General features: G+C 39.8%; 16 protein-coding genes and 1 pseudogene. 13 read left to right on the plus strand and 4 right to left on the minus strand.

Annotated features, from left to right (window positions below; translation table 11 throughout):
- Positions 1 to 32 precede the first annotated feature (32 nt).
- Both H6G28_RS19030 and H6G28_RS19035 read left to right on the plus strand, forming a co-directional pair.
- Complete coding sequence (locus tag H6G28_RS19030; RefSeq protein ID WP_190673118.1) at positions 33 to 2,030, plus strand: serine/threonine phosphatase; 1,998 nt, start codon at positions 33 to 35, stop codon at positions 2,028 to 2,030.
- A gap of 85 nt (positions 2,031 to 2,115) precedes the next feature.
- The gene (locus tag H6G28_RS19035) at positions 2,116 to 3,375 is read left to right on the plus strand and encodes a protein kinase domain-containing protein (RefSeq protein WP_190588805.1); all 1,260 of its coding nucleotides are present in this window, start codon (positions 2,116 to 2,118) and stop codon (positions 3,373 to 3,375) included.
- A 77-nt stretch (positions 3,376 to 3,452) separates the two neighbouring features.
- Here the strand turns inward: H6G28_RS19035 and H6G28_RS19040 are convergent, their stop codons facing one another.
- Complete coding sequence (locus H6G28_RS19040) at positions 3,453 to 3,671, minus strand: DUF4327 family protein (RefSeq protein WP_062291811.1); 219 nt, start codon at positions 3,669 to 3,671, stop codon at positions 3,453 to 3,455.
- A gap of 760 nt (positions 3,672 to 4,431) precedes the next feature.
- On the opposite strand from H6G28_RS19040, the gene H6G28_RS19045 reads away from it, so the two are divergent.
- From H6G28_RS19045 to H6G28_RS19055, 3 genes are all read left to right on the plus strand, one after another.
- Positions 4,432 to 4,815 carry a tetratricopeptide repeat protein gene (locus H6G28_RS19045; RefSeq protein WP_190673121.1) on the plus strand — a complete coding sequence of 128 codons (384 nt, stop codon included), beginning with the start codon at positions 4,432 to 4,434 and terminating at the stop codon, positions 4,813 to 4,815.
- Positions 4,816 to 4,894: 79 nt separating this feature from the next.
- A complete protein-coding gene (locus H6G28_RS19050; RefSeq protein ID WP_190673124.1) occupies positions 4,895 to 8,263 on the plus strand; it encodes a glycosyltransferase in 3,369 nt (1,122 codons plus the stop codon).
- Positions 8,264 to 8,355: 92 nt separating this feature from the next.
- Entirely contained in the window at positions 8,356 to 10,467 is a 2,112-nt protein-coding gene (locus H6G28_RS19055) for an O-linked N-acetylglucosamine transferase, SPINDLY family protein (protein WP_242054614.1), read from the plus strand.
- A gap of 160 nt (positions 10,468 to 10,627) precedes the next feature.
- On the opposite strand, the gene H6G28_RS19060 is transcribed toward H6G28_RS19055, so the two are convergent.
- Positions 10,628 to 12,892, minus strand: a complete 2,265-nt coding sequence (locus H6G28_RS19060) for a RelA/SpoT family protein (RefSeq protein ID WP_190588809.1) — start codon at positions 12,890 to 12,892, stop codon at positions 10,628 to 10,630.
- A gap of 282 nt (positions 12,893 to 13,174) precedes the next feature.
- Between H6G28_RS19060 and patD the strand changes: the two genes are divergently transcribed.
- The 5 genes from patD (at position 13,175) to H6G28_RS19085 (ending at position 17,447) form a co-directional block, all read left to right on the plus strand.
- Positions 13,175 to 13,534, plus strand: a complete 360-nt coding sequence (gene patD, locus H6G28_RS19065) for a heterocyst frequency control protein PatD (protein WP_190588810.1) — start codon at positions 13,175 to 13,177, stop codon at positions 13,532 to 13,534.
- Positions 13,535 to 13,984: 450 nt separating this feature from the next.
- Complete coding sequence (locus tag H6G28_RS19070) at positions 13,985 to 15,616, plus strand: DEAD/DEAH box helicase family protein (RefSeq protein WP_190673128.1); 1,632 nt, start codon at positions 13,985 to 13,987, stop codon at positions 15,614 to 15,616.
- Positions 15,546 to 16,760 (plus strand): DUF790 family protein, encoded by a 1,215-nt coding sequence (locus tag H6G28_RS19075; protein ID WP_190588812.1) that lies wholly within the window; start codon positions 15,546 to 15,548, stop codon positions 16,758 to 16,760. Before H6G28_RS19070 ends, H6G28_RS19075 begins: the two co-directional genes overlap by 71 nt.
- Positions 16,761 to 16,771: 11 nt before the next feature.
- Positions 16,772 to 17,014: a hypothetical protein gene (locus H6G28_RS19080; protein ID WP_190588813.1), complete on the plus strand. Its 243-nt coding sequence runs from the start codon at positions 16,772 to 16,774 to the stop codon at positions 17,012 to 17,014.
- Positions 16,995 to 17,447: a type II toxin-antitoxin system VapC family toxin gene (locus tag H6G28_RS19085; protein WP_190588814.1), complete on the plus strand. Its 453-nt coding sequence runs from the start codon at positions 16,995 to 16,997 to the stop codon at positions 17,445 to 17,447. Before H6G28_RS19080 ends, H6G28_RS19085 begins: the two co-directional genes overlap by 20 nt.
- A gap of 77 nt (positions 17,448 to 17,524) precedes the next feature.
- Here H6G28_RS19085 and H6G28_RS19090 read toward each other — a convergent pair whose 3' ends face one another.
- Positions 17,525 to 17,827: a hypothetical protein gene (locus H6G28_RS19090; RefSeq protein ID WP_242054615.1), complete on the minus strand. Its 303-nt coding sequence runs from the start codon at positions 17,825 to 17,827 to the stop codon at positions 17,525 to 17,527.
- A 101-nt stretch (positions 17,828 to 17,928) separates the two neighbouring features.
- Between H6G28_RS19090 and H6G28_RS19095 the strand changes: the two genes are divergently transcribed.
- From H6G28_RS19095 to H6G28_RS19110, 3 genes and pseudogenes are all read left to right on the plus strand, one after another.
- Complete coding sequence (locus tag H6G28_RS19095) at positions 17,929 to 20,310, plus strand: tetratricopeptide repeat protein (protein WP_242054616.1); 2,382 nt, start codon at positions 17,929 to 17,931, stop codon at positions 20,308 to 20,310.
- 331 nt (positions 20,311 to 20,641) lie between these two features.
- Positions 20,642 to 21,596 (plus strand): annotated as a pseudogene (locus tag H6G28_RS37825) (Rpn family recombination-promoting nuclease/putative transposase).
- Positions 21,597 to 21,899: 303 nt separating this feature from the next.
- Positions 21,900 to 22,088, plus strand: coding sequence for a hypothetical protein (locus H6G28_RS19110; protein ID WP_062295433.1), 189 nt, complete (start codon positions 21,900 to 21,902; stop codon positions 22,086 to 22,088).
- 80 nt (positions 22,089 to 22,168) lie between these two features.
- Here the strand turns inward: H6G28_RS19110 and H6G28_RS19115 are convergent, their stop codons facing one another.
- Complete coding sequence (locus H6G28_RS19115; protein ID WP_190673130.1) at positions 22,169 to 22,351, minus strand: hypothetical protein; 183 nt, start codon at positions 22,349 to 22,351, stop codon at positions 22,169 to 22,171.
- Positions 22,352 to 22,420: the final 69 nt, after the last annotated feature.

Below are 22,420 nucleotides of genomic sequence, written 5' to 3' on the forward strand. Positions count from 1 at the left end.
CACCTTGGAACGGGAATAAAGGAACTTCCACTATGCTGATTTGCCCTCAGTGTAAATTTGAGAACCCCAATGCTAATAAATTTTGCCAAAACTGTGGCACTTCCTTGACTCATCATGCTTGTCATGAATGTGGCACGGAAGTGCCATTACATGCCCAAAGTTGTCATAACTGCGGTGCTGAATGTGGGACAGTTTGGTGGGCAATTGTCACTAAAGAAGAAGGCGGGGACTGGGAATTAGGCAGTTGGCAAGATGATCAGGATGATTTACCAACTTTACCTCTTTCCACGGAATATACTTTACCGCTTGCTGCTAGACCTGTGTTGAAAGCAGGTTCTTACATAGATAAAGAACAACGCTATCAACTGCTAGAACCCTTGGCAATCTTTGATGACAATGCCCAACGAACTGAAGTAGGTGTACGAGTTTTAGATTGTCAGCCGTATCAAATATCACCAATCGGAGCTATTTTAGACAATCAAAACCAAGGATGGCTCACCGTAACAGGTCAAGAAATTGACATTCCTAAATTAGCTAAAGCTTACGTACAATTACAGGCGAAATGTCAAGTAGAAATACCAGTAATCCACGATGCTTGGCAGGAAGGAAATACCCAGGTTCTCTTAATTGAAGACCGTTCTGATTGGCCTTTGTTAATTGATTTGTGGAAAGAAGAGACAACAAGCTCGTTACAAATTTTACATTGGTTTTATCAAATGACCCAACTGTGGGCTGTGTTGGAACCTGTGAGATGTCGCCAAAGTTTGTTGGAGTTATCGAATCTGCGCTTGGATGAAGACCAAACATTAGCTTTGGCAAGATTGTATAGGGAAAGTGACGCAGAAGCCGATGACATAGCCGAAGACGAAACATTATCACTAACAGAACAGCCGTTTAGTGTAAAAGTTTTGGGGGAAATTTGGCAGGAATTATTTAGACAGTCCCAACGGACGCAGTTTGGTGCGGTATTGCAGATTTTGGAGGATTTAAAACTAGGGAAAATTCAAATGATTGCCCAGTTGCGATCGCGCCTAGAAGCGATCGCCTCAGACCTGGAAACCTCAGCAATTCCTAGTTTTTCTCCCACCGCTCACCAACATCCCACAGCACCCACGATCATTCAGCTAGAAGATGATCCAGACGAAGACAGTTCTGGAAGAAGCGACGACTTACCCACCATCGTGCTGTCAATGCAATTAAGCAGTCTCGAAGATGTGGGATGCACCGATGTAGGTCGTCAGCGTCAACACAACGAAGACTACTTTGGCATCGACACGAAAATTGAGAAGCTAGAACTTCCCAGAAACCGCGTCTACCAAGCCCGTGGTTTATATATTCTCTGTGATGGAATGGGTGGTCATGCGGGTGGGGAAATAGCGAGTGAATTGGCTGTTAACACTGTCAAACAATACTTCCAAGAATTCTGGCAAACCAACCAGCGCCCAACCGAAGCAAATATGCGTGAGGCTGTTTATTTAGCTAATCAAGCAATTTATCAGCTAAATCAACAAGATGCGCGATCGGGTATTGGGCGGATGGGTACAACTTTGGTAATTTTGGTAATTCAAGATACCGAAGCTGTAGTGGCTCATGTGGGCGATAGCCGTCTCTACCGCTTAACCCGCAAACGCGGACTCGAACAAATCACCGTAGACCATGAAGTTGGACAACGGGAAATTGCGCGGGGAGTAGAACCCAGCATAGCTTATGCCCGTCCTGATGCTTATCAATTAACCCAAGCTTTAGGGCCGCGTGACGAAAGCGCCCTCGATCCTGATGTAGAGTTTTTTGACATTAATGAAGATAGTTTGCTAATTCTCGCCTCTGACGGTTTATCAGATAATGATTTACTAGAAACCCACTGGAAGAGTCATTTACTTCCTTTATTAAGTTCTGGCGCAAGCTTAGAACGGGGTGTCAATGAATTAATTGATGTGGCAAACCAAAAAAATGGTCATGACAACATTACTGCAATACTGGTGCGGGCAAAAGTCCGACCAAACATGGACAATTCCGGGGCTAGAGGCTAGAGATTAGAGGTTAGCTTCGAGTTTTTCCTCATCCCTACTCCCTACTCCTTACTCCCTACTCCCTATTTTTTATGCAGGTTTGATTGTGGTTATTGTGACGCTGTTAGAACCGCAACACAAAACACCCCTGAAACAGTGGTGCTTTGATAACTCCGCCGTCATTCGTATTGGTCGAGCGGCAGACAATCATGTGGTTTTATCCGATAGTTTGGTTTCCCGACACCATCTAGAACTCAGGCAAGTCAGTACTGATAATCATGAAGAATCTTGGCAGATATATAGTCAAGGTACAAATGGTACGTTTCTCAATGGCATTTTGGTAATTCAAAGTCCTCTACCGCACAATGCAGTTTTACAACTGGCGCAGGGAGGGCCAATACTGCAATTTCAAATTCAGGAGATATCGCCAGCGACTAATGCAGAGTCAGAAAAGTTGGCTGGATTTGTGCCGACAAATCAAGACCCTGCTAGGGCGGCTTACACTTGCACCCATGAAGGTAATTCTCCGCAAAATTTATTTTGTATTCATTGTGGTCAACCTCTTTCAGTGCAACAGACGATTCGTCAGTATCAGGTGTTGCGAACTTTGGGACAAGGAGGTATGGGAACCACATATTTAGCTTGGGATACACAAGGCTGGATGAGTGGAAATCCCCAACTTTTGGTCTTAAAGCAAATGAATGCTGATATGGCAAAAATAGCTAAAGCCCAAGAATTATTTGAGCGAGAAGCCAATACGCTGAAATCTCTCCATCATCCAGGTATCCCCAGGTATTATGACTTTTTTGTTGACGGTGGTAAAAAATACTTGGCTATGGAATTAGTACATGGGCAAGATTTAGAAAAACGAGTCCAGATGACTGGGCCTGTAACGCCTAGCCAAGCGATCGCCTGGATGATTCAAACCTGCGAAATTATAGACTATTTGCATAGCCAAGAACCACCACTGATTCATCGTGATATTAAACCCGCTAACCTGATGGTGCGAAATGCCAATAATCACATCGTGGTGTTAGATTTTGGTGCTGTGAAAGAAATTGGCACAACACCAGGTACACGCATTGGTGCAGAAGGTTATTGCGCCCCCGAACAAGAACGGGGACAACCTCTGATTCAATCAGATTTATATGCCATTGGGCCAACACTAATTTTTCTGCTGACTGGGGAAAATCCCTTTAAATTCTTCCGCCAAAAAGGACGAAATTTTCGGTTTGATGTGGCTAACTCTCCCACGATTACACCCCAAATTCGAGAGGTGATTGAACGTGTAACAGAGCCGTTACCACGCGATCGCTATCAAACCGCTAGGGAATTAGCCAATGCTTTAACAGCTTGCAAGGTATAAATTTGGAGGTGGGGAGTCGTAAGTAGGGAGTCGTGATTTTTCTTAGTCCCTACTCCCTACTCCCTATTCCCTATTTCCTATTCTTCATCCCAAGCTTCCACTGCCAACAGTTCACTGATTGGGTCTTGCATACTGAAGCCAAAGTCCAACAGTTCCTGTTTCCAGTGCTGCCAGTCATTGCCATAGAGAAAGGCAATTTTCCAAATGCTATCAGTGGGTTTGATGATATTTGATTCTACGAGTGATTGCACGTTACGCTGCAATTTCACCATTGGGTGAATTACTTGCTGAGTCATAACCTATGATTAAGTTCAGATTTCGTTTAGGTAAATGCTTAATCAAAACTGCTTTCCGCTAGGCAATTGTTATCGATGCGTAGAGCGTTGGAATTGGTAAAGCTAGTCTTAACTTTCTAACTATACCATAACAAACCCTGCTTGTTTTTGCATAAATTCGGTTTTGTACGGTAATTACCACCACAAAACTGAAATTTTTACTCACAAGCGATCGTCTATGCGTCACGAAAAAACTAACTGTTTTGAAAGTTGCATTGATAACACAAGTTGAATTTGCAGAATTTTATCTACATCAGCCATGAGTATGTGAGTACTTGTTAGAAAAACAAGAATTTTAGGCTGGTTTGAAGTCGTTTAAGACACGGCTAAGGAGAGTTTACCGCGTATATTTAGACGTAATATACAATATCGCAAACACCTGACATTAGATAGATTTATTACAAAAATTTATAAAAAATTAATTCTTTAGCAGAGATTAAACTAGCGCACAAAGCTTGTCTTGAATAATGGGTGTAAGGGTGTAGGTGTTCAAAACCTAGTCCGTTCGGTTGAAGCTCACGGTGAAGCCTTATCTCCCTTGTCCTCCTTGTCTTCCTTGTCACGCGAATAATTGCAAGTCTTCATTCAAGTAGTTCTTACGTACCGTCTGAAGAATTTTCAAAACTTTACAGCCATCATGTTAGTTTACCTGGGGTGGTGGGTACTCTGATAACTGGAGGCTTGCTGGTATCTCAGTATTTTTGACAGCAACTATTGAGACATGTCTAGTTCTGGGGATGACTATATTATTTCTCGCCAAAAGAAAATTGACCTAAAGAAAAGGATTTTAACGGTAGTAGGTTTAGCCTCTTTCGTTGGTTCTACGGTATTTGGTGTGATTAGTGGAATACCACAAGCTCATCAGCAGTCTCAGAAAAAGAATGTATCTGTTGAGTCTTCTTTACAGGAACAAGCACGGGGTTATGAACTAGTTTTGCAACGAGAACCAAACAACCAAGCGGCTTTAGAGAAATTAGCTATAGCTAGAGTGCATTTAAAAGATCCCAAAGGAGCGATTGAGATTATGGAAAAGCTAGTTAAACTGCATCCTGACAGGCAAGACTACAAAACTGTTTTAGAGCAGATTAAGAAACAGCAAAATTAGAGCGATCGCTATTAATTTTTCTTGGATTTCAATAAGCAAATTTACTATCAGTAATCTTTCAAAAAGATTAATCATATCTATGAAATGTAAAATCTGTAATTCTAATAGTCACTTTTTTGGGAAAAATCTTTTATTAAATAAATATAATGTCAATTATTTTCAATGTTCTAATTGTGGTTTTGTTCAAACAGAAGAGCCTTACTGGCTAGAAGAAGCTTACTCTGATGTTATAGGCAAAAGTGATAGTGGTTTATTATTTCGTAATCAATATTGTTCTCAAAAAGCATATCAAATTATTTTTAATATATTTAATCATCAGTCCCGATTTTTAGATTATGGTGCTGGCTATGGTTTATTTGTGAGAATGATGAGAGATTCAGGATTTGATTTTTATTGGCTAGATAAGTTCTGTAATAATATATTTGCAAAAGGTTATACAACAAATGGAAATGAATCTTATGAATTAGTCACCGCGTTTGAGGTTTTTGAGCATTTTGTTAATCCTATAGAAGAGATAGAAAATATTTTAAAATTTTCTAGAAATATTTTGTTTAGTACAGAAATTCTACCTATAAATAATCCTAAGCCTGATGAATGGTGGTACTACGTACCGCAAGAAGGACAACACACATCAATATATACATTAAAATCTCTAGAAATAATTGCAGACAAGTACAATTTAAACTTTTATTCCAGTAATATATCTTACAACGGAATTACTTTACATTTACTTACAGAAAATAAGCTTGTACCTAATGTTTTTAATAATTTATGCCAGAGTCCTATTAAAGAAATAAGAAAAGTTTCATTATTGAATCAAATAACAGAAATTAAAATAGCATTAGATATTGCTGTCCTAGGTTTAGGGACTATCTTAGAAACTGCTAAAACTGGAGTTTTTAGAGTTACAGAAAATCTTTTAAAAGGACTACTAAAATCTCCACAGTGTTGTATTTATTTATGTACTAGTGAGCCTGATTTATTGGAGGCTTGTCAAATTTATATAAATCAAAATTTAGAGTATAAAAATCTTCCCGTATTTTATTTATCACAACTACAAGATTTAAATATAGACATTTATCACTCGACTTATTATCCTTTACCTCACAATATCTACTTTGCTACCAGAATCATCACACTGTATGACTTAATTCCAATTCTTTATCCACAATATTTTAACTATAATTCAGAACATATAGTTAAAACAATTATAGACCAGATAGATCCAAATGATTTTGTCTGCTGTATTTCTGAATCTACACAACAAGATATTTGTGCATATCGACAAAATCTCAATCACAATCAAGTCTTAGTTACACATTTAGCTGCTGATCAAGAAAAATTTTATCCTTGTACTGATTCAGACGTAATTAACCAAGTTAAACAAAAATATAAAATTCCTAATCAGCCTTATCTCTTAACTTTATCAACCCTAGAGCCAAGAAAAAATATTGCTCATGTTATTCGGGCTTTTTTGAGACTAATTCAAACCCATAATATTCATGACCTCAATCTAGTATTGGTAGGTACAAAAGGATGGCAATATGAAGAAATTTTTGCAGAAATAGACAAATTCCAAGAATTAAAAGACCGAATTATTATTACAGGTTTTGTACCTGATGAAGATTTAGCACCTTTATATTCCGGTGCATTAGCATTTTTATATGTGTCCTTTTATGAAGGTTTTGGCTTACCACCATTAGAAGCTATGCAATGCGGAACTCCGGTAATTACATCGAATACTTCTTCTTTACCCGAAGTTGTTGGAGATGCTGGAATTATGCTTGATCCTAATGACACATCAGGACTTGAGAATAATATACTGCGATTATATTCTGAACCTGAATTGCGAAAAAACTTAGCGAAAAAATCCCTTCAACAAGCTCAGAATTTCAGTTGGGATAAATATATTCAAGAAACTATTAAAATTTACGAACTAGCTAAAGCCAAATCTCAAACTTTACCTCGACGTAATATTTTAATTGATGGTGTCTTCTTTCAACTCTATCAAACAGGAATTGCTAGAGTTTGGCGGAGTTTGCTAGAGCAATGGTCAAATAGTGAATTTGCTAATCACATTTTAGTATTAGATAGAGGCAATACAGTACCCAAAATTAATGGTATCCGTTATCGTACAATTCCTGTTTATGACTATAACGATACCGATACAGATAAACAGATGCTTCAAGAAATATGTGATGAGGAAGGTGCAGATTTATTTATCTCTTCTTACTATACAACCCCATTAACAACACCTTCTGTATTCATGGCTTACGATATGATACCAGAGGTGTTGGGATGGGATGTAATTAATAATCCTATGTGGCGAGAAAAGCATTTAGCGATTCAAAGTGCATCTGCTTACATTGCTATTTCTCAACATACAGCGCGTGACATTAACAAATATTTCCCAGAAATATCTGTAGATTCTGTTACTGTTGCTCATTGTGGTGTTAATAGTAATTTTTCACCAGCAAAATCTGAAGAGGTTAATAGTTTTAAATCGAAGTATGGTATTACAAAGCCTTACTTTATTGTAGTTGGGGCTAGTAATGGTTATAAGAATAGTATGTTATTCTTCCAAGCATTTTCTCAGCTTGCCAGTAGTTATGGATTCGATATTGTTTGTACAGGTAGTGGTGGGGTATTAGCGCCAGAATTTAGAGTTTGTACGTCGGGTAGTTCTGTTTATATGTTGCAACTTAGTGATGAGGAGTTAGCAACAGCTTATTCTGGTGCAGTGGCATTGGTTTATCCTTCTAAATATGAAGGTTTTGGGATGCCAATTGTTGAAGCAATGGCTTGTGGTTGTCCGGTAATTACTTGTCCGAATGCTTCAATTCCAGAAGTAGCAGGAGAGGCTGCAATATATGTGAAGGATGATGATGTAGATGGAATGGCAAGTGCTTTATGTGATATCCAAAAGCCGAGGGTTCGTCAAGCATTGATTGAGGCTGGTTTGGCGCAAGCACAAAAATTTTCTTGGACGAAAATGGCTGATATTGTTAGTACTACATTGATTAATGCTAGTCTGATATCTTTGAAGTTGAAGGAAATTAATGTTATTGTTTTCCCTGATTGGTCGCAATCGGAAGAGTTGCTGGGGTTAGAATTGGAATCTGTAATTAAAGCGATCGCAACTTATCCAGATAGTCAAAAAACTACTTTATTAATTAACACCAGTAATATTTCCACTGAAGATGCAGAACTATTACTTTCTGGCATCACTATGAATCTTTTGATGGAAGATGACTTAGATATCAGTGAGGGATTAGAAATTTCTTTGGTTGGTAGTTTAGCAGATATTCAATGGCAAGCTTTATTACCTCGTCTCAGCAGCCGAATTATTTTAGGATATGAAGATAAGGCAATTGTGGCAGAACTCCCAATAGAAACACTACCAGCTTATGAACTAGAAAATTTTATTAATCAACTTTGTGTTTTATAAAGTTTGAACTAACAGTTTGAATAATTTTAGTTAATGGTGAGTGCTTTAGTATTAAGGCACTCACTCTAGTTTAAAAAGAAGGAGAAGATAACTTGATTAGCACCACAGAAGAATTGAGTAATGATTCAGATTTTCTAAATACTAACGATATTAATATAATTGTTTTTCTTGACTGGTCACAGGCAGAAGATAATCTTTATCAAGATTTAGAAAAGGTAATTTATGCAGTCAATAATCATCCTGCTAGTAGTCAGATAAATCTAATGATTGATATTAGCGATGTTGCGGAAGATGTTGCTAATTTAGTATTGTCTGGTGTATTGATGAATCTGCTGATGGCGGATGATGCTGATGTTAGTGCAGGTTGTGAAGTTTCGCTAGTTGATAGTTCGGATTTTCAGCAATGGGAGATGATATCTCATCAAGTTCATGCGCGAATTATTTTAGATAACATTCATCCAGCCTCAATCACTAATATTTCTGAATATGCAATTGATGAATTTAGTACTATATCAATAGTGCAATTGATTTATGATTTAGCAAATAGATTATTTCAAATAGGATATTGGCAAGGAGCGATCGCACAATATCAAAAACTGCTAAAATTGCAAATCAATAACTTAGAAATTTACAGGAATTTAATTCATTCCTACAGAAGTTCTCAGCAAAATGAGGCTTATTATACAACACTACATCAGGCGATCGCACTCTATCCCACAGAAGGGAGTTTGCATTTTTCTTTAATCATCGACTTGCGGCGTGATGGTAGAACACAAGAAGCAATTGCTAGTGCGGAACATGCTTGTATATGCTTGCCGGATGATTATACTTTTAAACTGCTGAAATATTTAACAGTACCTAGCATTTATAATTATGTAGATGAAATAGAATTTTATCGTCAGCGTTACACCCAAGGCTTACAAGATTTAATTCAAAACACTAGCTTAAATACTCCAGAAGAAAAAATTAATGCCTTCAATGGTATAGGTCGTCTAACTAACTTTTATTTATCTTATCAAGCCCAAAATGACCGAGATTTACAACGTCAATATGGACAGTTAGTGCATGACATTATGGCGGCTAACTATCCCCAATGGGTTGCGCCTTTATCTATGCCAAAACTCCAGCCACAGCCAAAAATCCGCGTTGGCTATCTTTCACATTATTTACATTCTTATAGTGGCACATTATGGTTAACTGGTTGGCTACGTTATTGTAATCATCAAGACTTTGAAATTTACTGTTACTATACAGGTAATGACCCAGATCCAGTTACAGAACAATTTCAAGAATATAGTGATGTTTTTCACCATATTCCTTATAACTTGCCGGGAGTTTGTGAACAAGTAATTGCTGATAATTTACATATTTTAGTGTTTCCAGAAATTGGCATGAACCCACAAACTATGCAAATTGCTGCACTCAGACTTGCGCCTGTGCAGTGTGTAGCTTGGGGACATCCGGTAACAACTGGTTTACCAACAATTGATTATTTTTTATCAAGTGAGTTAATGGAACCGGAAAATGCCCAAGAACATTATTCGGAAACACTAATTCGTTTACCTAATATTGGTGTATCTTACCCCAAACCTTATATTCCGCCAATCATCAAAACTCGTTCAGATTTTCAGCTTTCAGATGATGCGGTGATTTATTTATGTTGCCAAGCACCGTTTAAATATTTACCCCAGTATGATTTTATTTTGGCAGAAATAGCCAGTCGCATACCGCAAGCGAAATTTGTATTTTTGCGAGGAACTTTACTTCGGTCGCGTTTACAACGTGCTTTTGCAGCGATAAGTTTAAACAGTGAAGATTATTGTGTATTTTTAAATATTCCCGATCGCCTCGATTATCTGATGATTAATTTATTATCAGATGTTTATTTGGATACTTTTACTTGGTCTGGTGGTAATACTACCTTAGAAGCGATCGCTTGTAATCTCCCTGTTGTCACTTGTCCAGGAGAATTTATGCGTGGTCGTCACTCAGATAGCTTTCTGAAAATGCTGGGAGTGACTGAAACCATCGCCGCCAATGAAGCAGAATATATTGATATCGCCGTTAAGTTGGGACTAGACTCAACTTGGCGAAACCACATTGCCGAAAAAATCAGCCAGCGTCATCATTTATTATTTGATGACCAGGCTTGTGTTGCTGGGTTGGAAAGTTTTTACAGGAAAGTGCTGAGTTTTGAGTGCTGAGTTTTGAGTGCTGAGTGCTGAGTGCTGAGTGCTGAGTGCTGAGTGCTGGGTTTGGAGTGCTGAGTAAATATTGTCTACTCCTGTCACCTATCACCTGTCACCTGTCACCTGTCACCTATCACCTGTCACCTGTCACCTGTCACCTGTCACCTCAAAATATCTACTCCTCTGCTTGACCGACGCGGCGAATATTGATGATGTCGCTCATTTTTTTAATTTGGACAAAGACTTGTTCAAGTTGGGAGCGATCGCGTATATCTATGCCTAAGTCCATTAATGCTGGTTGTCCACTGGCTGTTTTAACTTGGGCATGACGGACGTTAATACCTTGGTCACTTAACCGCGATAAAATATCCTTTAAAACGCCTACACGGTCTAGGGCTTCAATTTGGATATTGACTGGGTAAGTGTGGGGGCGAGAACTATTTTCTACTGCCAAATTCCATTTTACCGGCACTAGGCGATCGCCTTCAACACTATCCAAATTGTGACAGCCTTGGCGATGGATAGAAATTCCCCGACCGCGTGTCACTACGCCAATAATTGATTCTCCGGGAATTGGTGTACAACACCCCGCCAGATGATACACCAAACCCTCAACACCGAGAATCGGCGAATCGCTGGCGCGGGAACTGCTGTGGGGAACATCCCGTAAAGCTTTGGCTGATGATTCTTTGGGGACAAATGGTGGTATGACCATTGTCGCAGGTTGCTGTGCCTTGACCACATCCCGCCAGCGATTTAGGACTAAATTTAAGGTAATTTCGCCGTAACCCAAACCTGCGAGTAAATCTTCGACGCTGTGATAGTTGCACTTTTCGGCCACAGTCTGCATTGCATCGGATTTTAGCAAATTATCAAAACCTGTTTTACCGAGTTCTTTTTCTAACAAGTCTCGCCCACGGGTGACGTTTTCTTCGCGGCGCGATCGCTTGTACCATTGTTTAATCCGATATTTTGCCGTGGAAGTTCTGACAAAATTCAACCAGTCTAAACTCGGATGACCATTCTTTTGGGTGAGAATTTCGACAATATCGCCATTTTGTAACCTTGTAGATAAAGGTACTATCCGCCCATTTACCCTTGCACCTGAACAATGGTTTCCAACTTCTGTATGAATGCGATAGGCAAAATCTATACTAGTAGAACCAGGATTTAAAGAAACAACATCACCCTTGGGCGTGAACACATAAACATCGTCTTCAAATAAGTTATCTTTAACGCTATCTAAATATTCTTGGGCATCTTTCAGGTCGCTTTGCCATTCTAATAATTGCCGTAACCAAGTAAACTTTTCATCAGCCGCCGTCAACGGACTATTAGAACCACCTGTTTCTTTGTACTTCCAATGGGCTGCAATACCATATTCGGCGATATGGTGCATTTCCAGAGTGCGAATTTGAATTTCTAAAGGACGACCGGTTAAACCAATAACCCCAGTGTGCAGAGACTGGTAACGGTTGGGTTTAGGTAAACCGATATAATCTTTAAATCTGCCGGGAATGGGGCGAAACGCATCATGAACAACCGCCAAAGCCCGATAACATTCTTCGTTAGTTTCGACAATAATTCGCAGCGCCGCTAAATCATAAATTTCATGAAATTCCTTTTGCTGTCGCTGCATTTTTTGATAAATGCTGTATAAATGTTTGGGACGACCACTAATATCTAAACAGCGAATTCCAGCTTGTTGTAAACGTTCTCGTAAAATATCTGTGGCTTTAGCTAATTTTTCTTCTCGCGCCGTGCGTTTTTCCGAAACATGCTGCTGCATTTGGCGAAAAGCTTCCGGTTCCAGATATTTAAAAGCTAAATCTTCCAGTTCCCACTTAATATGCCAAATACCCAAACGGTTGGCTAGAGGTGCAAAGATATCTCGTGTTTCTTGGGCGCTGCGACGACGGCTATCTTCTGACATATATTGCAGAGTTCGCATATTGTGCAAACGGTCTGCTAACTTGACTACAATTACTCTAATATCTTGCGCCATTGACAAAAACATCCGGCGGAAATTTTCGGCTTGGCTTTCGGTTTTACTTTTGAAATTAATTTTAGAAAGTTTGGTTACACCTTCCACTAACCGCCGTACTTCTGAGCCAAATAGCTCTTCTATTTCTTCAATTGTGACATCTGTATCTTCAACTACATCATGAAGAAATCCAGCTGCTATCATAGCAGGACTACCCCCTAAATCGCGTAGCAGCCCAGCTACAGCAACGGGATGATAAATATACGGTTCTCCAGATTTGCGAAATTGTCCATGATGGAGTTGATAGGCAAAAGAAAATGCTCGACAAATTAACGACGCATCATTCTGTCTTCGGTCTTCTGGTTCGACACTTCTGGGTGATGACTCGCGTAAACATTTATTGAGCCATTCTGGAAGCGTAACGTCAATTGAAGTACTAGTAGCTATGCCGCTCATACAAAAGGTGATCGGTAAATAGTAAGATGGACGAAGTTTACAGCATCAACTAATGGTGATCCTGTGTCCCTGGTGGGGCGGTAAATGCAGTGTGAGGATGATGAGTCTCTTGCCTTGTGGTAGTCCTCCATTTTAGCTTTCAACAAGCATCATTTGGAAAAACCTACGATGGCGAATAAGCCTCAAAAGGGGATTTGAGGCTTGTGATAGTGATAGTGGTTCAAGAAGATATACTGTAGAAGAAAAAATTCTTGTCATTAATACTATCTTAAATGGCACTAGATGTCTTTAAATTGTGATAAATATCAAGCACTAGCAAAGTTATTAGTGCAGTTACGGTCTGATGTCACTGCTGGGGAATTTGACAAAACCCAACTGCGACAGCGTGTTGCTGATTTGCAGCAGTTGTTTCAACGCGAGATTGTGCCTTTAGCAACAGCAGATTCCAAAGAACTGTCTTATCAAACGGAAATCAGTAAACAATTGCGCTTATTGGAAATTGATATCACATTTTTCCAAGGCGCAAGGCAGGCAGCCACAGCAAAAACCAGACTTCAAACCATGAGCGATCGCCTCACTACTTTAATTCAATATTGCCATGCCATACTGCAACAAGAGACACCAGAAGTTTCTGAGGATTAGTCTGTCTGTTAAGTTTTGCCGTTAAATTCATCAGGATCAAAGAAATCTGGTAGCGAACATAGTCTTTCTAAGTTGATGAAGATTTAATGCTGATATTTAGGGTGTAGGGGTATGAGGGTGTACTTCGACTGCGCTCAGTAACCAGGGTGTGGGTGTGGAGAAAGCGTCACCGTTGGCTTTGTCACCCGCCTTGAACTCAAGTTCAAGGCTAATAGCTCAAGTCGACTAAAGTAGACTCAAAAATTTAGGGTACATTGAGTCATCTTTAGATGACTTTTGCTGTGAGCAAGGAACTTAAGTTCCTTGCGGGATATGTTTATACACATATCTTGCATACTACACCCTACACCCTGGTTACTGAGCGCAGTCGAAGTACAGCCTTCCACCCATTACTTGCTCAATAACTGTAGGATTGTTACTTAGTACAGGACAATCCCCAAGCAATTCGGAATGGCTCGCATCTCCAAATTAACCTTCGATCGCGGTACATTAATTCTGCACCCACCACCACGCGGTAAAGCTTGGATGGATTATGCTACATGGGATGACCGTGTGGAAAAATTTCGCATTCCGGCGATGCGTTACCGGGCTGTGGTGGAAGCACTGCAAGGGGAAGAAGTAGAGTTTATTGATGAGGCGAAGGAATTTTACCCGATAGAATTGGTTCCGAGTTTGGAAATGGAACCTTACCCCCACCAAAGTGAAGCTTTAGCGGCTTGGAAGTTGGCGGGAAGACAAGGTGTAGTAGTGCTACCAACGGCGGCGGGTAAAACTTATCTGGCGCAGATGGCGATGCAAGCAACACCGCGTACTACGTTAATTGTTGTCCCGACGTTGGATTTAATGCACCAGTGGTATGCACATTTAGTTGCGGCATTTCCCGATGCGGAGGTGGGGTTACTAGGCGGCGGTTCGCGGGATAAGACAGCGATATTAGTAGCAACTTACGACAGTGCAGCCATTCATGCTGAATCTTTGGGAAATAAATATGCTTTGATTATTTTTGATGAGTGCCATCATCTACCGACAGATTTTAGCAAGGTAATTGCCGAATATGCGATCGCACCTTATCGGTTAGGATTATCAGCCACACCAGAACGCACTGATGGGAAACACGCTGATTTAAATATTTTGATTGGTCGAGAGGTATATCGCAAACGCGCCGAAGATTTGGCGGGGAAAGCCTTAGCCGAACATGAAATTGTCCAAATAAAAGTGAAATTATCCCAAATTGAGCGGGAAAGATACAATCAATTAATTCAAACCCGCAATGATTTTTTGCGTCAATCTAAAATTTCTTTGGGAAGTATTCAAGGTTGGCAAATGTTTGTGCAGATGAGTGCGCGATCGCAAGTTGGGCGTAGAGCCATGTTAGCACACCGCGAAGCCAAAGAAATTGCTTTAGGAACTGATGGCAAGTTGCGAATTTTAGCTGATTTATTAGCCACTCATTTTCCTGAACGAGTGTTAATTTTCACGGCTGATAATGCGACAGTTTATAAAATTTCCCAAGACTTATTAATTCCAGCAATTACTCATCAAACCCCAGTCAAAGAACGCCATGAAATCTTAACTAAATTCCGCGAAGGTGAATATAATACTTTGGTGGCTTCTCATGTGTTGAATGAAGGTGTTGATGTCCCGGCGGCTTCAGTGGCAATTATTCTGTCGGGAACAGGTTCAACGCGGGAATATATTCAACGGTTGGGGAGGATTTTACGCAAGGGAAATGTGGAGAATAAACAGGCGATTTTGTATGAGGTAATCGCGGAAGATACGAGTGAGGAAGGGACTTCGGCGCGGCGGCGGGGTGAGGAGAAATACGAACCGCAAAGACGCATAGACGCGTCAGCGACTTCCCGAAGGGTAGAGCGCGAAGGGAAGAAAGAAAAGAAAGGGAATTTACAGGTTATCTATGGAAGTGGTCAGGAAAAAGGTTTAAAGGCGGCGGAACAATTAGAAATTAATTATTCAATCCAAAATCCAAAATCTAAAATCCAAAATTCAGAAGATGTTACCAACGGAGTTACTAAGTCATCGCCTAAACGGAGAAGAAATCATTCCGAAAAGGCTGAAGATTGATGATAAACATTTGGCGTTGACTAATGAATTAATTGCTTGTTTTCAAGCAGCACAAGGTAAAACGCAAGGGGAATTAGAAAAGCAGCTTTTAGATTTAGAAGGTGATGCGACAGATTATCGTGTCAAGCGGGGATTAGCTTATATTATCAAAAGCAATTTTTGTACTTTTGAAGTGGTTAGTCCTTTAGAACCGCCAATGTTAAGAGAAAGAGTGTTTGCTTTGGCGGCAAAATCTGTAGCGAGTCGAGAATCAACCCAAGCAACTTTAAGCAAAATTGCTGATGAATTAAGTCAGGAATTAGAGCGAGAAGTTTTGTTAGAACAGGTGCGGACTGGTTTGTATGCTGACTTATCAGAAAATAAAATTTTGACCCAATTTGATACACCTTCGCCTGTAGATATTTTAAATAGATATAACTTGTCCCAGGTGCAGGGAATTTTTTATAAAGCGAGTCAGTTAGTGTTAAATGCTCATCGCAATGTACCGGGAGAATATAAGCTGTTATTTCGCTATTTAAAATTATTTCAACTCATGGCTTATATAGAAGGTGATGCTGACCACGGCTTTACAATTACAGTGGATGGGCCGACGAGTTTATTTAATCCTAGTACACGATATGGGCTGGCGATCGCTAAATTAATTCCGGCTTTACTGCATGTCACCAAATGGAGTCTGTCAGCAACATTACAAACCCGTGATGTTTACACAGATACTTGGAAAACTGGCAGATTTACCCTCAATTCTGAATGTGGTTTAGTATCGCACTATTCTAAAGGTAAGCCTTACGATAGTATGCTAGAAGCTTCCTTTGCTGATAAATGGGATGCTTTAAAAACTGACTGGGTATTAGAGCGAGAAGTTGATTTAATTCCCATTCCTGGTAGCGTGATGATTCCCGATTTTCGCCTAGTGCATCCTGATGGCAGAGAATTTCTATTAGAAATCGTCGGTTATTGGCGACCAGAATATTTACAAAAGAAATTTTCTCAGGTGCGGCGTGCAGGTTGTGATAATTTGATTTTGGCAATTTCCGAACGGCTGAATTTAGAAAAAGCTGGAGTGAAATTAAATGATGTCCCTGCGAGAATTGTGTGGTTTAAAGATAAGTTATTACCCAAAGCTGTGTTAGCTGTAATGGATTAAGGAAGAACAAGATGAAAAGTATAGAAACAATTGTCACAGTTACTAAAGATGGTAAGATGACAGCCCAATTACCGCTAGATATTCCAGAGGGTGAACATCAAGTAGTAATAGTAATTGATGAACAACCCTTAGTCAAGAAATTAGAAAGCAAACAAAAACGTCTTCCTCTCAATTTTCCAGTAGATAATTACGGTTCTTGGCCTGAAAATATTTCTTTAAGCCGTGAGGATATGTATGGTGACTGGGGACGCTAACTCTGTTTTTTTAGACACAAATATCTTAGTTTATGCGAATGTTGCCGAGTCTCCCTTTCACCAAGCAGCAATACAGAAAATTCAAAATTTCTATGATACAGGAATTGAGTTATGGATTAGTCGCCAAGTTTTGCGAGAATTTTTGATGGTTCTGACTCGTCCACAAGCATTCGTAAATCCTCGACCTGTTGCCATAGTAATTGAGCGTGTTAGATTTTTTCAAACTCAATTTCGCGTAGTTGAGGATACACCTGAAGTTACAGAACAGCTTTTATCTTTGATGACTGAAATTGCTATTGGTGGCAGACAAGTTTATGATGCCAACATTGTCGCCACGATGTTAGTTTACGGCATTCCTCAGTTACTTACCCACAACACAAATGATTTTGCGCGATTTTCTGAATTAATTACTGTGTTGCCATTACAAGATTAGAAAAGTAGGTTGGGTGGAGCGATCTCGTAACCCAACAAAGTCTGGATAATGTTGGGTTTCTTTTCTCTGTGCTAAGTTTAGTTTTTAGCTTTGCTTGAACTGGATTTAGTTTGGTGGATTGTTGGTGCTAAAGTTTTGACTAATCCAGTTATTGCCATAATCAAAGTCGCAGTTCCTCCCATCAATAAAGAAGTTAAAAATGCTGCTGCAAGAAGGATTTCTGTAGGACTGTAACCGTCACGTATCCAAGCAGAGGGATTTTCCATTGTTGAGGAAGATACTGGAATTAACTGTGAAGTTTGGGTAGAAGCTTGGGGGTTAGTGGAAGTTGATAAAGAAGTATTCATGGCGCGAACCTCAGTGAAATTTACTGTTTTCATAGTATTTCTGCCTTTAAAGCCGGAGATTCCTGATAAATAGAGACAAAGTAGAAGCAAGGTGTAAGATAAGTAGAATCAAGCAAAGTTTTGTCAGGCTGGCTATGCAATGGGATGAGTTTTTACGACAAGAAGCTATTACTCATGAGTTATCCCCAGAGCAAACAGAGGCCTTTTTAGTTCGGTTACAGACTGAAAACTTACGTACAAGTGAAGCGAAACTAGCCAGCGAGATTGATATCAGTGTGGCGGCGTTTAAAAAGCGGATGACTGAGGTGTATGACAAATTTGCTCGGAGTTGTCCTGAGTTAGCCACCTCTAAACGCGGAAAGCTGGAAATATTAAAGGCTTACCTGACAAAAAAATATAACGGTGTTCCCAATACTTCACCAACAAAAGAGATTCATCATAATATTCCCCTGGCTTTACCTAGGGAAAAGTTTGTCGGACGTGACGAGAAATTGCAAGAACTCCATCAGTTGTTGAAAAAGAATCAACAGGTAGCTATTGCGGGGATGGGCGGAGTCGGGAAGACAGAACTCGCTTTGCAATACGCTCATTCTCACCGCACTACTTATCAAGGCGGGATTTGTTGGTTATCCGCAGTGCAGGATGTGGGGTTACAACTGGTGCAGTTTGCAATGAATAAGCTGCAATTGAACATCCCAGATGATTCAGAGTTAGTTCCAAGAGTCCAATTCTGCCTGACAAAATGGCCTGAAGGTGAGGTTTTACTGATAATTGATAACGTCACTAACTATCGGGATGAAGTTAGGTGTTATTTAGATTCTGTTCCTGCGCGGTTTAAGCAGTTAATTACCACGCGGGAAAAATTACAGTCGCCGATAGTGCGTTTAGATTTAGATGTGCTGACACCACTAGAGGCGATGCAGTTATTAAAATCCATAATTGGTAGGGAAAGACTGCAACATGAGCCTTTAGTTGCGAGAAAACTTTGTAAGTGGTTGGGATATTTACCACTGGGTTTGGAATTAGTTGGGTGTTATTTGTTGGGTGATGAGGAGTTATCCCTAGCGGATATGCTGCAAGACTTGGAAAATGAGCGTCTAAAAAATCCGGCTTTAGTCGAAGTTCCACAAGAAATGAAGACTGAATTGGGTGTTGCTGCTGCGTTTGAATTAAGTTGGCGACGGTTGCGAGAAAATGCCCAATATTTAGGCTGTGTTTTGAGTTTATTTGCTTTAGCCCCCATTCCTTGGGAGTTGGTGGAGAGAATCACAATAAATAATGAGGAGCAAAATTGGAAACAAGCTAGACGTGAGTTGTTACAGTTACATCTAGTTCAGCCCAAAAGTGATGGAACTTATCAACTGCATCCCCTATTGCGGGAGTTTTTTCAAGATAAGCTCGAAGGTTTAGAGCAGAAAGAGGAATTTAAGCAAAGTTTTTGTGGGGTAATGGTAGGGGTTGCTAAAGATATTCCTGAAATTCCCATCCTTGAGCAAATCGCCGCCTTATCCCCCGCCATACCTCACATAGCAGAAGTAGCGAATCATCTCATTCAATACGTTAGCGATGATAATTTAATTTCACCATTTGTCGGTGAAGCCTATTTTTACAATGGTCAGGGGTTATATAACCAGGCTTTACCTTGGTATAGGCAATGTCTAGAAGTTGCCAAAAAACGTTTAGGAGAAGAACATCCAGATGTCGCACGTAGCCTCAACAACCTAGCGGCATTGTACTTATCTCAAGGCAGATACAGCGAAGCCGAACCCCTTTACATTCAAGCATTGGCACTCAGGCGCAAAATGCTGGGAGAAGAACATCCATCTGTCGCAATTAGCCTCAACAACCTAGGGGTACTTTACAACTCCCAAGGCAGATACAGCGAAGCAGAACCCTTTTTAATTCAAGCATTGGCACTCTACCGCAAGCTGTTGGGAGAAGAACATCCATCTGTCGCACGTAGCCTCAACAACCTAGCGTTTCTCTACAACTCCCAAGGCAGATATAACGAAGCCGAACCCCTTTACATCCAAGCATTGGCACTCAAGCGTAATTCACTCGGAGAAGAACATCAAGATGTCGCACTTAGCCTCAACAACCTAGCGTTTCTCTACAACTCCCAAGACAGATACAGCAAAGCCGAACCTCTTTTAATCCAAGCATTGGCACTCTGGCGCAAGCTGCTGGGAGAAGAACATCCATTTGTCGCTACTAGCCTCAACAACCTAGGGGCATTCTACCGTTCCCAAGGCAGATACAGCGAAGCGGAACCCCTTTTAATCCAAGCATTGGCACTTAGCTGTCAACTGCTGGGAGAAGAACATCCAGATGTTGCCTCTAGCCTCAACAACCTAGCGTTACTCTACTACTTACAAGGACGTTACACCGAAGCTGAACCTTTTTATTTGCAAGCTTTGGAGATTTTTGAGCAACGATTAGGGGTGAGTCATTCCTGCACTATTAAGTGTCGTGAAAATCTATCAAATCTTCGAGATCGCCTCAACTCACAACAGTAAAATTCAAGTTCTCAACCTAATCAATCAAGCTTTTATCTCCAAGTTCCATGTTCTGAACTCGAAGTTTCATGTTCCAAACGAGAACGTTCATGTTCTGAACTTAAAATTTCAGGTTCCGAACTCGAATGTTTCTGTTCTCAACGAGAATGTTCATGTTCTACACTCGAAGTTTCGTGTTCTGCACTTGAAGTTTTGTGTTCCGAACTGGAATGATGCTGTTATGAAGGCGATTTTTTCACTTAAATTGTAGATTTATCAGCAATCTATCAAAACATTACTCAACTAAATCCAGTATCATAATTTTCACATTTAGAGCGTATCCGTTATTTCTATGCCAAAACCAGCCGATATCAGCACCAAACGCTTAATTAGCCTTGCACCTAATAATTGGGTCAAATGGGTAACACAAATTCCTGATATCATTGCTGGGGAAATCCTCAACTCTGAATTTCAGTGGATTAGTAGAGAAAGTGATGTACTCATCCGCGTCGAAAGTCAAGAGTATGGAAAATTTCTCGTCCTCAATGAATTGCAATTGCGCTACAATCCCGAAATGCCACGAAGGATGCGGGCGTATGCAGGGTTAGCAGAGGAAAAATATAAATTACCTACTTATCCTGTACTAATCAATATTCTTAAAACGAGTGATGTAGAAATACCCACAAAGTATGAGTCTAATATTGCTGGGTTACAAGTGCGCCAAGACTACCGCGTTATTAACCTCTGGGAAGTAGATGTTAAGTAGTTAAACATAATTAATTACACAAAGTCATTGCGAATGGAGCGAAGCGAAATGAAGCAATCGCAAGGGCTGGGATTGCTTCGCTTCGCTCGCAATGACTGTAATTAATTTTGCGTGTTTACTTAGCATTGCCTTTGAACAACCTTTACCCTCGTTACTTCCATTTGTGCCAATTCTTCAAGGTGGTGGAAACGAGTCTACAATTCGAGAAGCATTGCATTTATTGCAAAGAGATGAACAATTAAATCAACTCGAAACTGTCTTGGCGTTTTTTGCTACGTTTGTCATAGATAGTGCTTTAGTCCAACAAATTATGAGGTGGGATATGACAGTATTACGTTCTTCACCCTGGTATCAAGAAATTATGCGAGAAGATAGGTTATCCAGCATTGAATTAACTCTAGAAGTCAAATTTGGCAATGAAGGATTGAATTTCATGTCAAAAATCTCTCAAATATCTGATATTGAAGAACTCAAGGCAATTCAACGTTCTATCCTCATTGCTCAGAATCTAGATGAATTGAAGCAATTACTCGAAGATTAGAAAATGACAATTAAACTTCATGATTTTATCTCACGCACAGGTGCAGGGATGTGCTTTTAAATGAGAATATTCTGGTTCTGAGGTGGAATGCTGGTGTTTTACAGTCGGGTTCTGCTTTCTCAGTGTATGTATTTATACGCTGATTTTAGTGAAACAGAAGTGCGATCGCACCGGAGAATGAGGATCATTGCAATACTTAAAAAAGCCTTAAGTATTTTAATATATCTATCTTAAGTGTAAGTAAATAAAGAGATGGATTTGGGAAATATGGAGATATAGGTAAATTCTTAAGGAGGTCTTCAAATGCAGAACTTACGCCTTTACTCCACAATTTCAAAATCATTGATTCCTGAAACTCACACAAAAAAGCTGGCAGTTTTAATTGAATGGTGCAAAATTATTCATGGTTGCATCGAAGCTGGGCAAATAGAAGATGCCAAAATTTTTCTAGAGCAAGCAATTCAGGAAGCTGAAATGCCAAGTAGAGAATAAATTAATTCACATCGGCATCAGATAAAACTGGAAATGCTAAACATACTTAATATACTCACGAAATCCGAAACATAAAGGAGTCAGAAAATTTTTCTGGCTCCTTTTAACTGTAAAAATATACAACGCAAATTCTCTATATACCAATACGGTTCAGTTAAGAGAATAGTAGGTTGGGTGTAGCGATCGCGTAACCCAACAAAGTATGCGTAAATGTTGGGTTCCGTTCCTCCACCCAACCTACACAAATCTATTGCGAATTGCAAATTGGTATTATTAGCTGCTCAGGTAAATTGACTTATTTACGGTTATTACTAATAATTGAAAATCTAATC

Origin of the sequence: Nostoc sp. FACHB-190 (assembly GCF_014696905.1) — a bacterium.
Lineage (GTDB): Bacteria > Cyanobacteriota > Cyanobacteriia > Cyanobacteriales > Nostocaceae > Nostoc_B.

Bases quoted from the DNA above. Each gene is read 5' to 3' on its own strand.
- H6G28_RS19030 (WP_190673118.1), top strand. From the start codon at position 33: ATGCTGATTTGCCCTCAGTGTAAATTTGAGAACCCCAATGCTAATAAA.
- H6G28_RS19040 (WP_062291811.1), bottom strand. From the start codon at position 3,671: ATGACTCAGCAAGTAATTCACCCAATGGTGAAATTGCAGCGTAACGTG.
- H6G28_RS19045 (WP_190673121.1), top strand. From the start codon at position 4,432: ATGTCTAGTTCTGGGGATGACTATATTATTTCTCGCCAAAAGAAAATT.
- H6G28_RS19050 (WP_190673124.1), top strand. From the start codon at position 4,895: ATGAAATGTAAAATCTGTAATTCTAATAGTCACTTTTTTGGGAAAAAT.
- H6G28_RS19060 (WP_190588809.1), bottom strand. From the start codon at position 12,892: ATGAGCGGCATAGCTACTAGTACTTCAATTGACGTTACGCTTCCAGAA.
- patD (WP_190588810.1), top strand. From the start codon at position 13,175: ATGTCTTTAAATTGTGATAAATATCAAGCACTAGCAAAGTTATTAGTG.
- H6G28_RS19070 (WP_190673128.1), top strand. From the start codon at position 13,985: ATGGCTCGCATCTCCAAATTAACCTTCGATCGCGGTACATTAATTCTG.
- H6G28_RS19075 (WP_190588812.1), top strand. From the start codon at position 15,546: ATGTTACCAACGGAGTTACTAAGTCATCGCCTAAACGGAGAAGAAATC.
- H6G28_RS19080 (WP_190588813.1), top strand. From the start codon at position 16,772: ATGAAAAGTATAGAAACAATTGTCACAGTTACTAAAGATGGTAAGATG.
- H6G28_RS19085 (WP_190588814.1), top strand. From the start codon at position 16,995: ATGGTGACTGGGGACGCTAACTCTGTTTTTTTAGACACAAATATCTTA.
- H6G28_RS19090 (WP_242054615.1), bottom strand. From the start codon at position 17,827: ATGAAAACAGTAAATTTCACTGAGGTTCGCGCCATGAATACTTCTTTA.
- H6G28_RS19095 (WP_242054616.1), top strand. From the start codon at position 17,929: ATGCAATGGGATGAGTTTTTACGACAAGAAGCTATTACTCATGAGTTA.
- H6G28_RS19110 (WP_062295433.1), top strand. From the start codon at position 21,900: ATGCAGAACTTACGCCTTTACTCCACAATTTCAAAATCATTGATTCCT.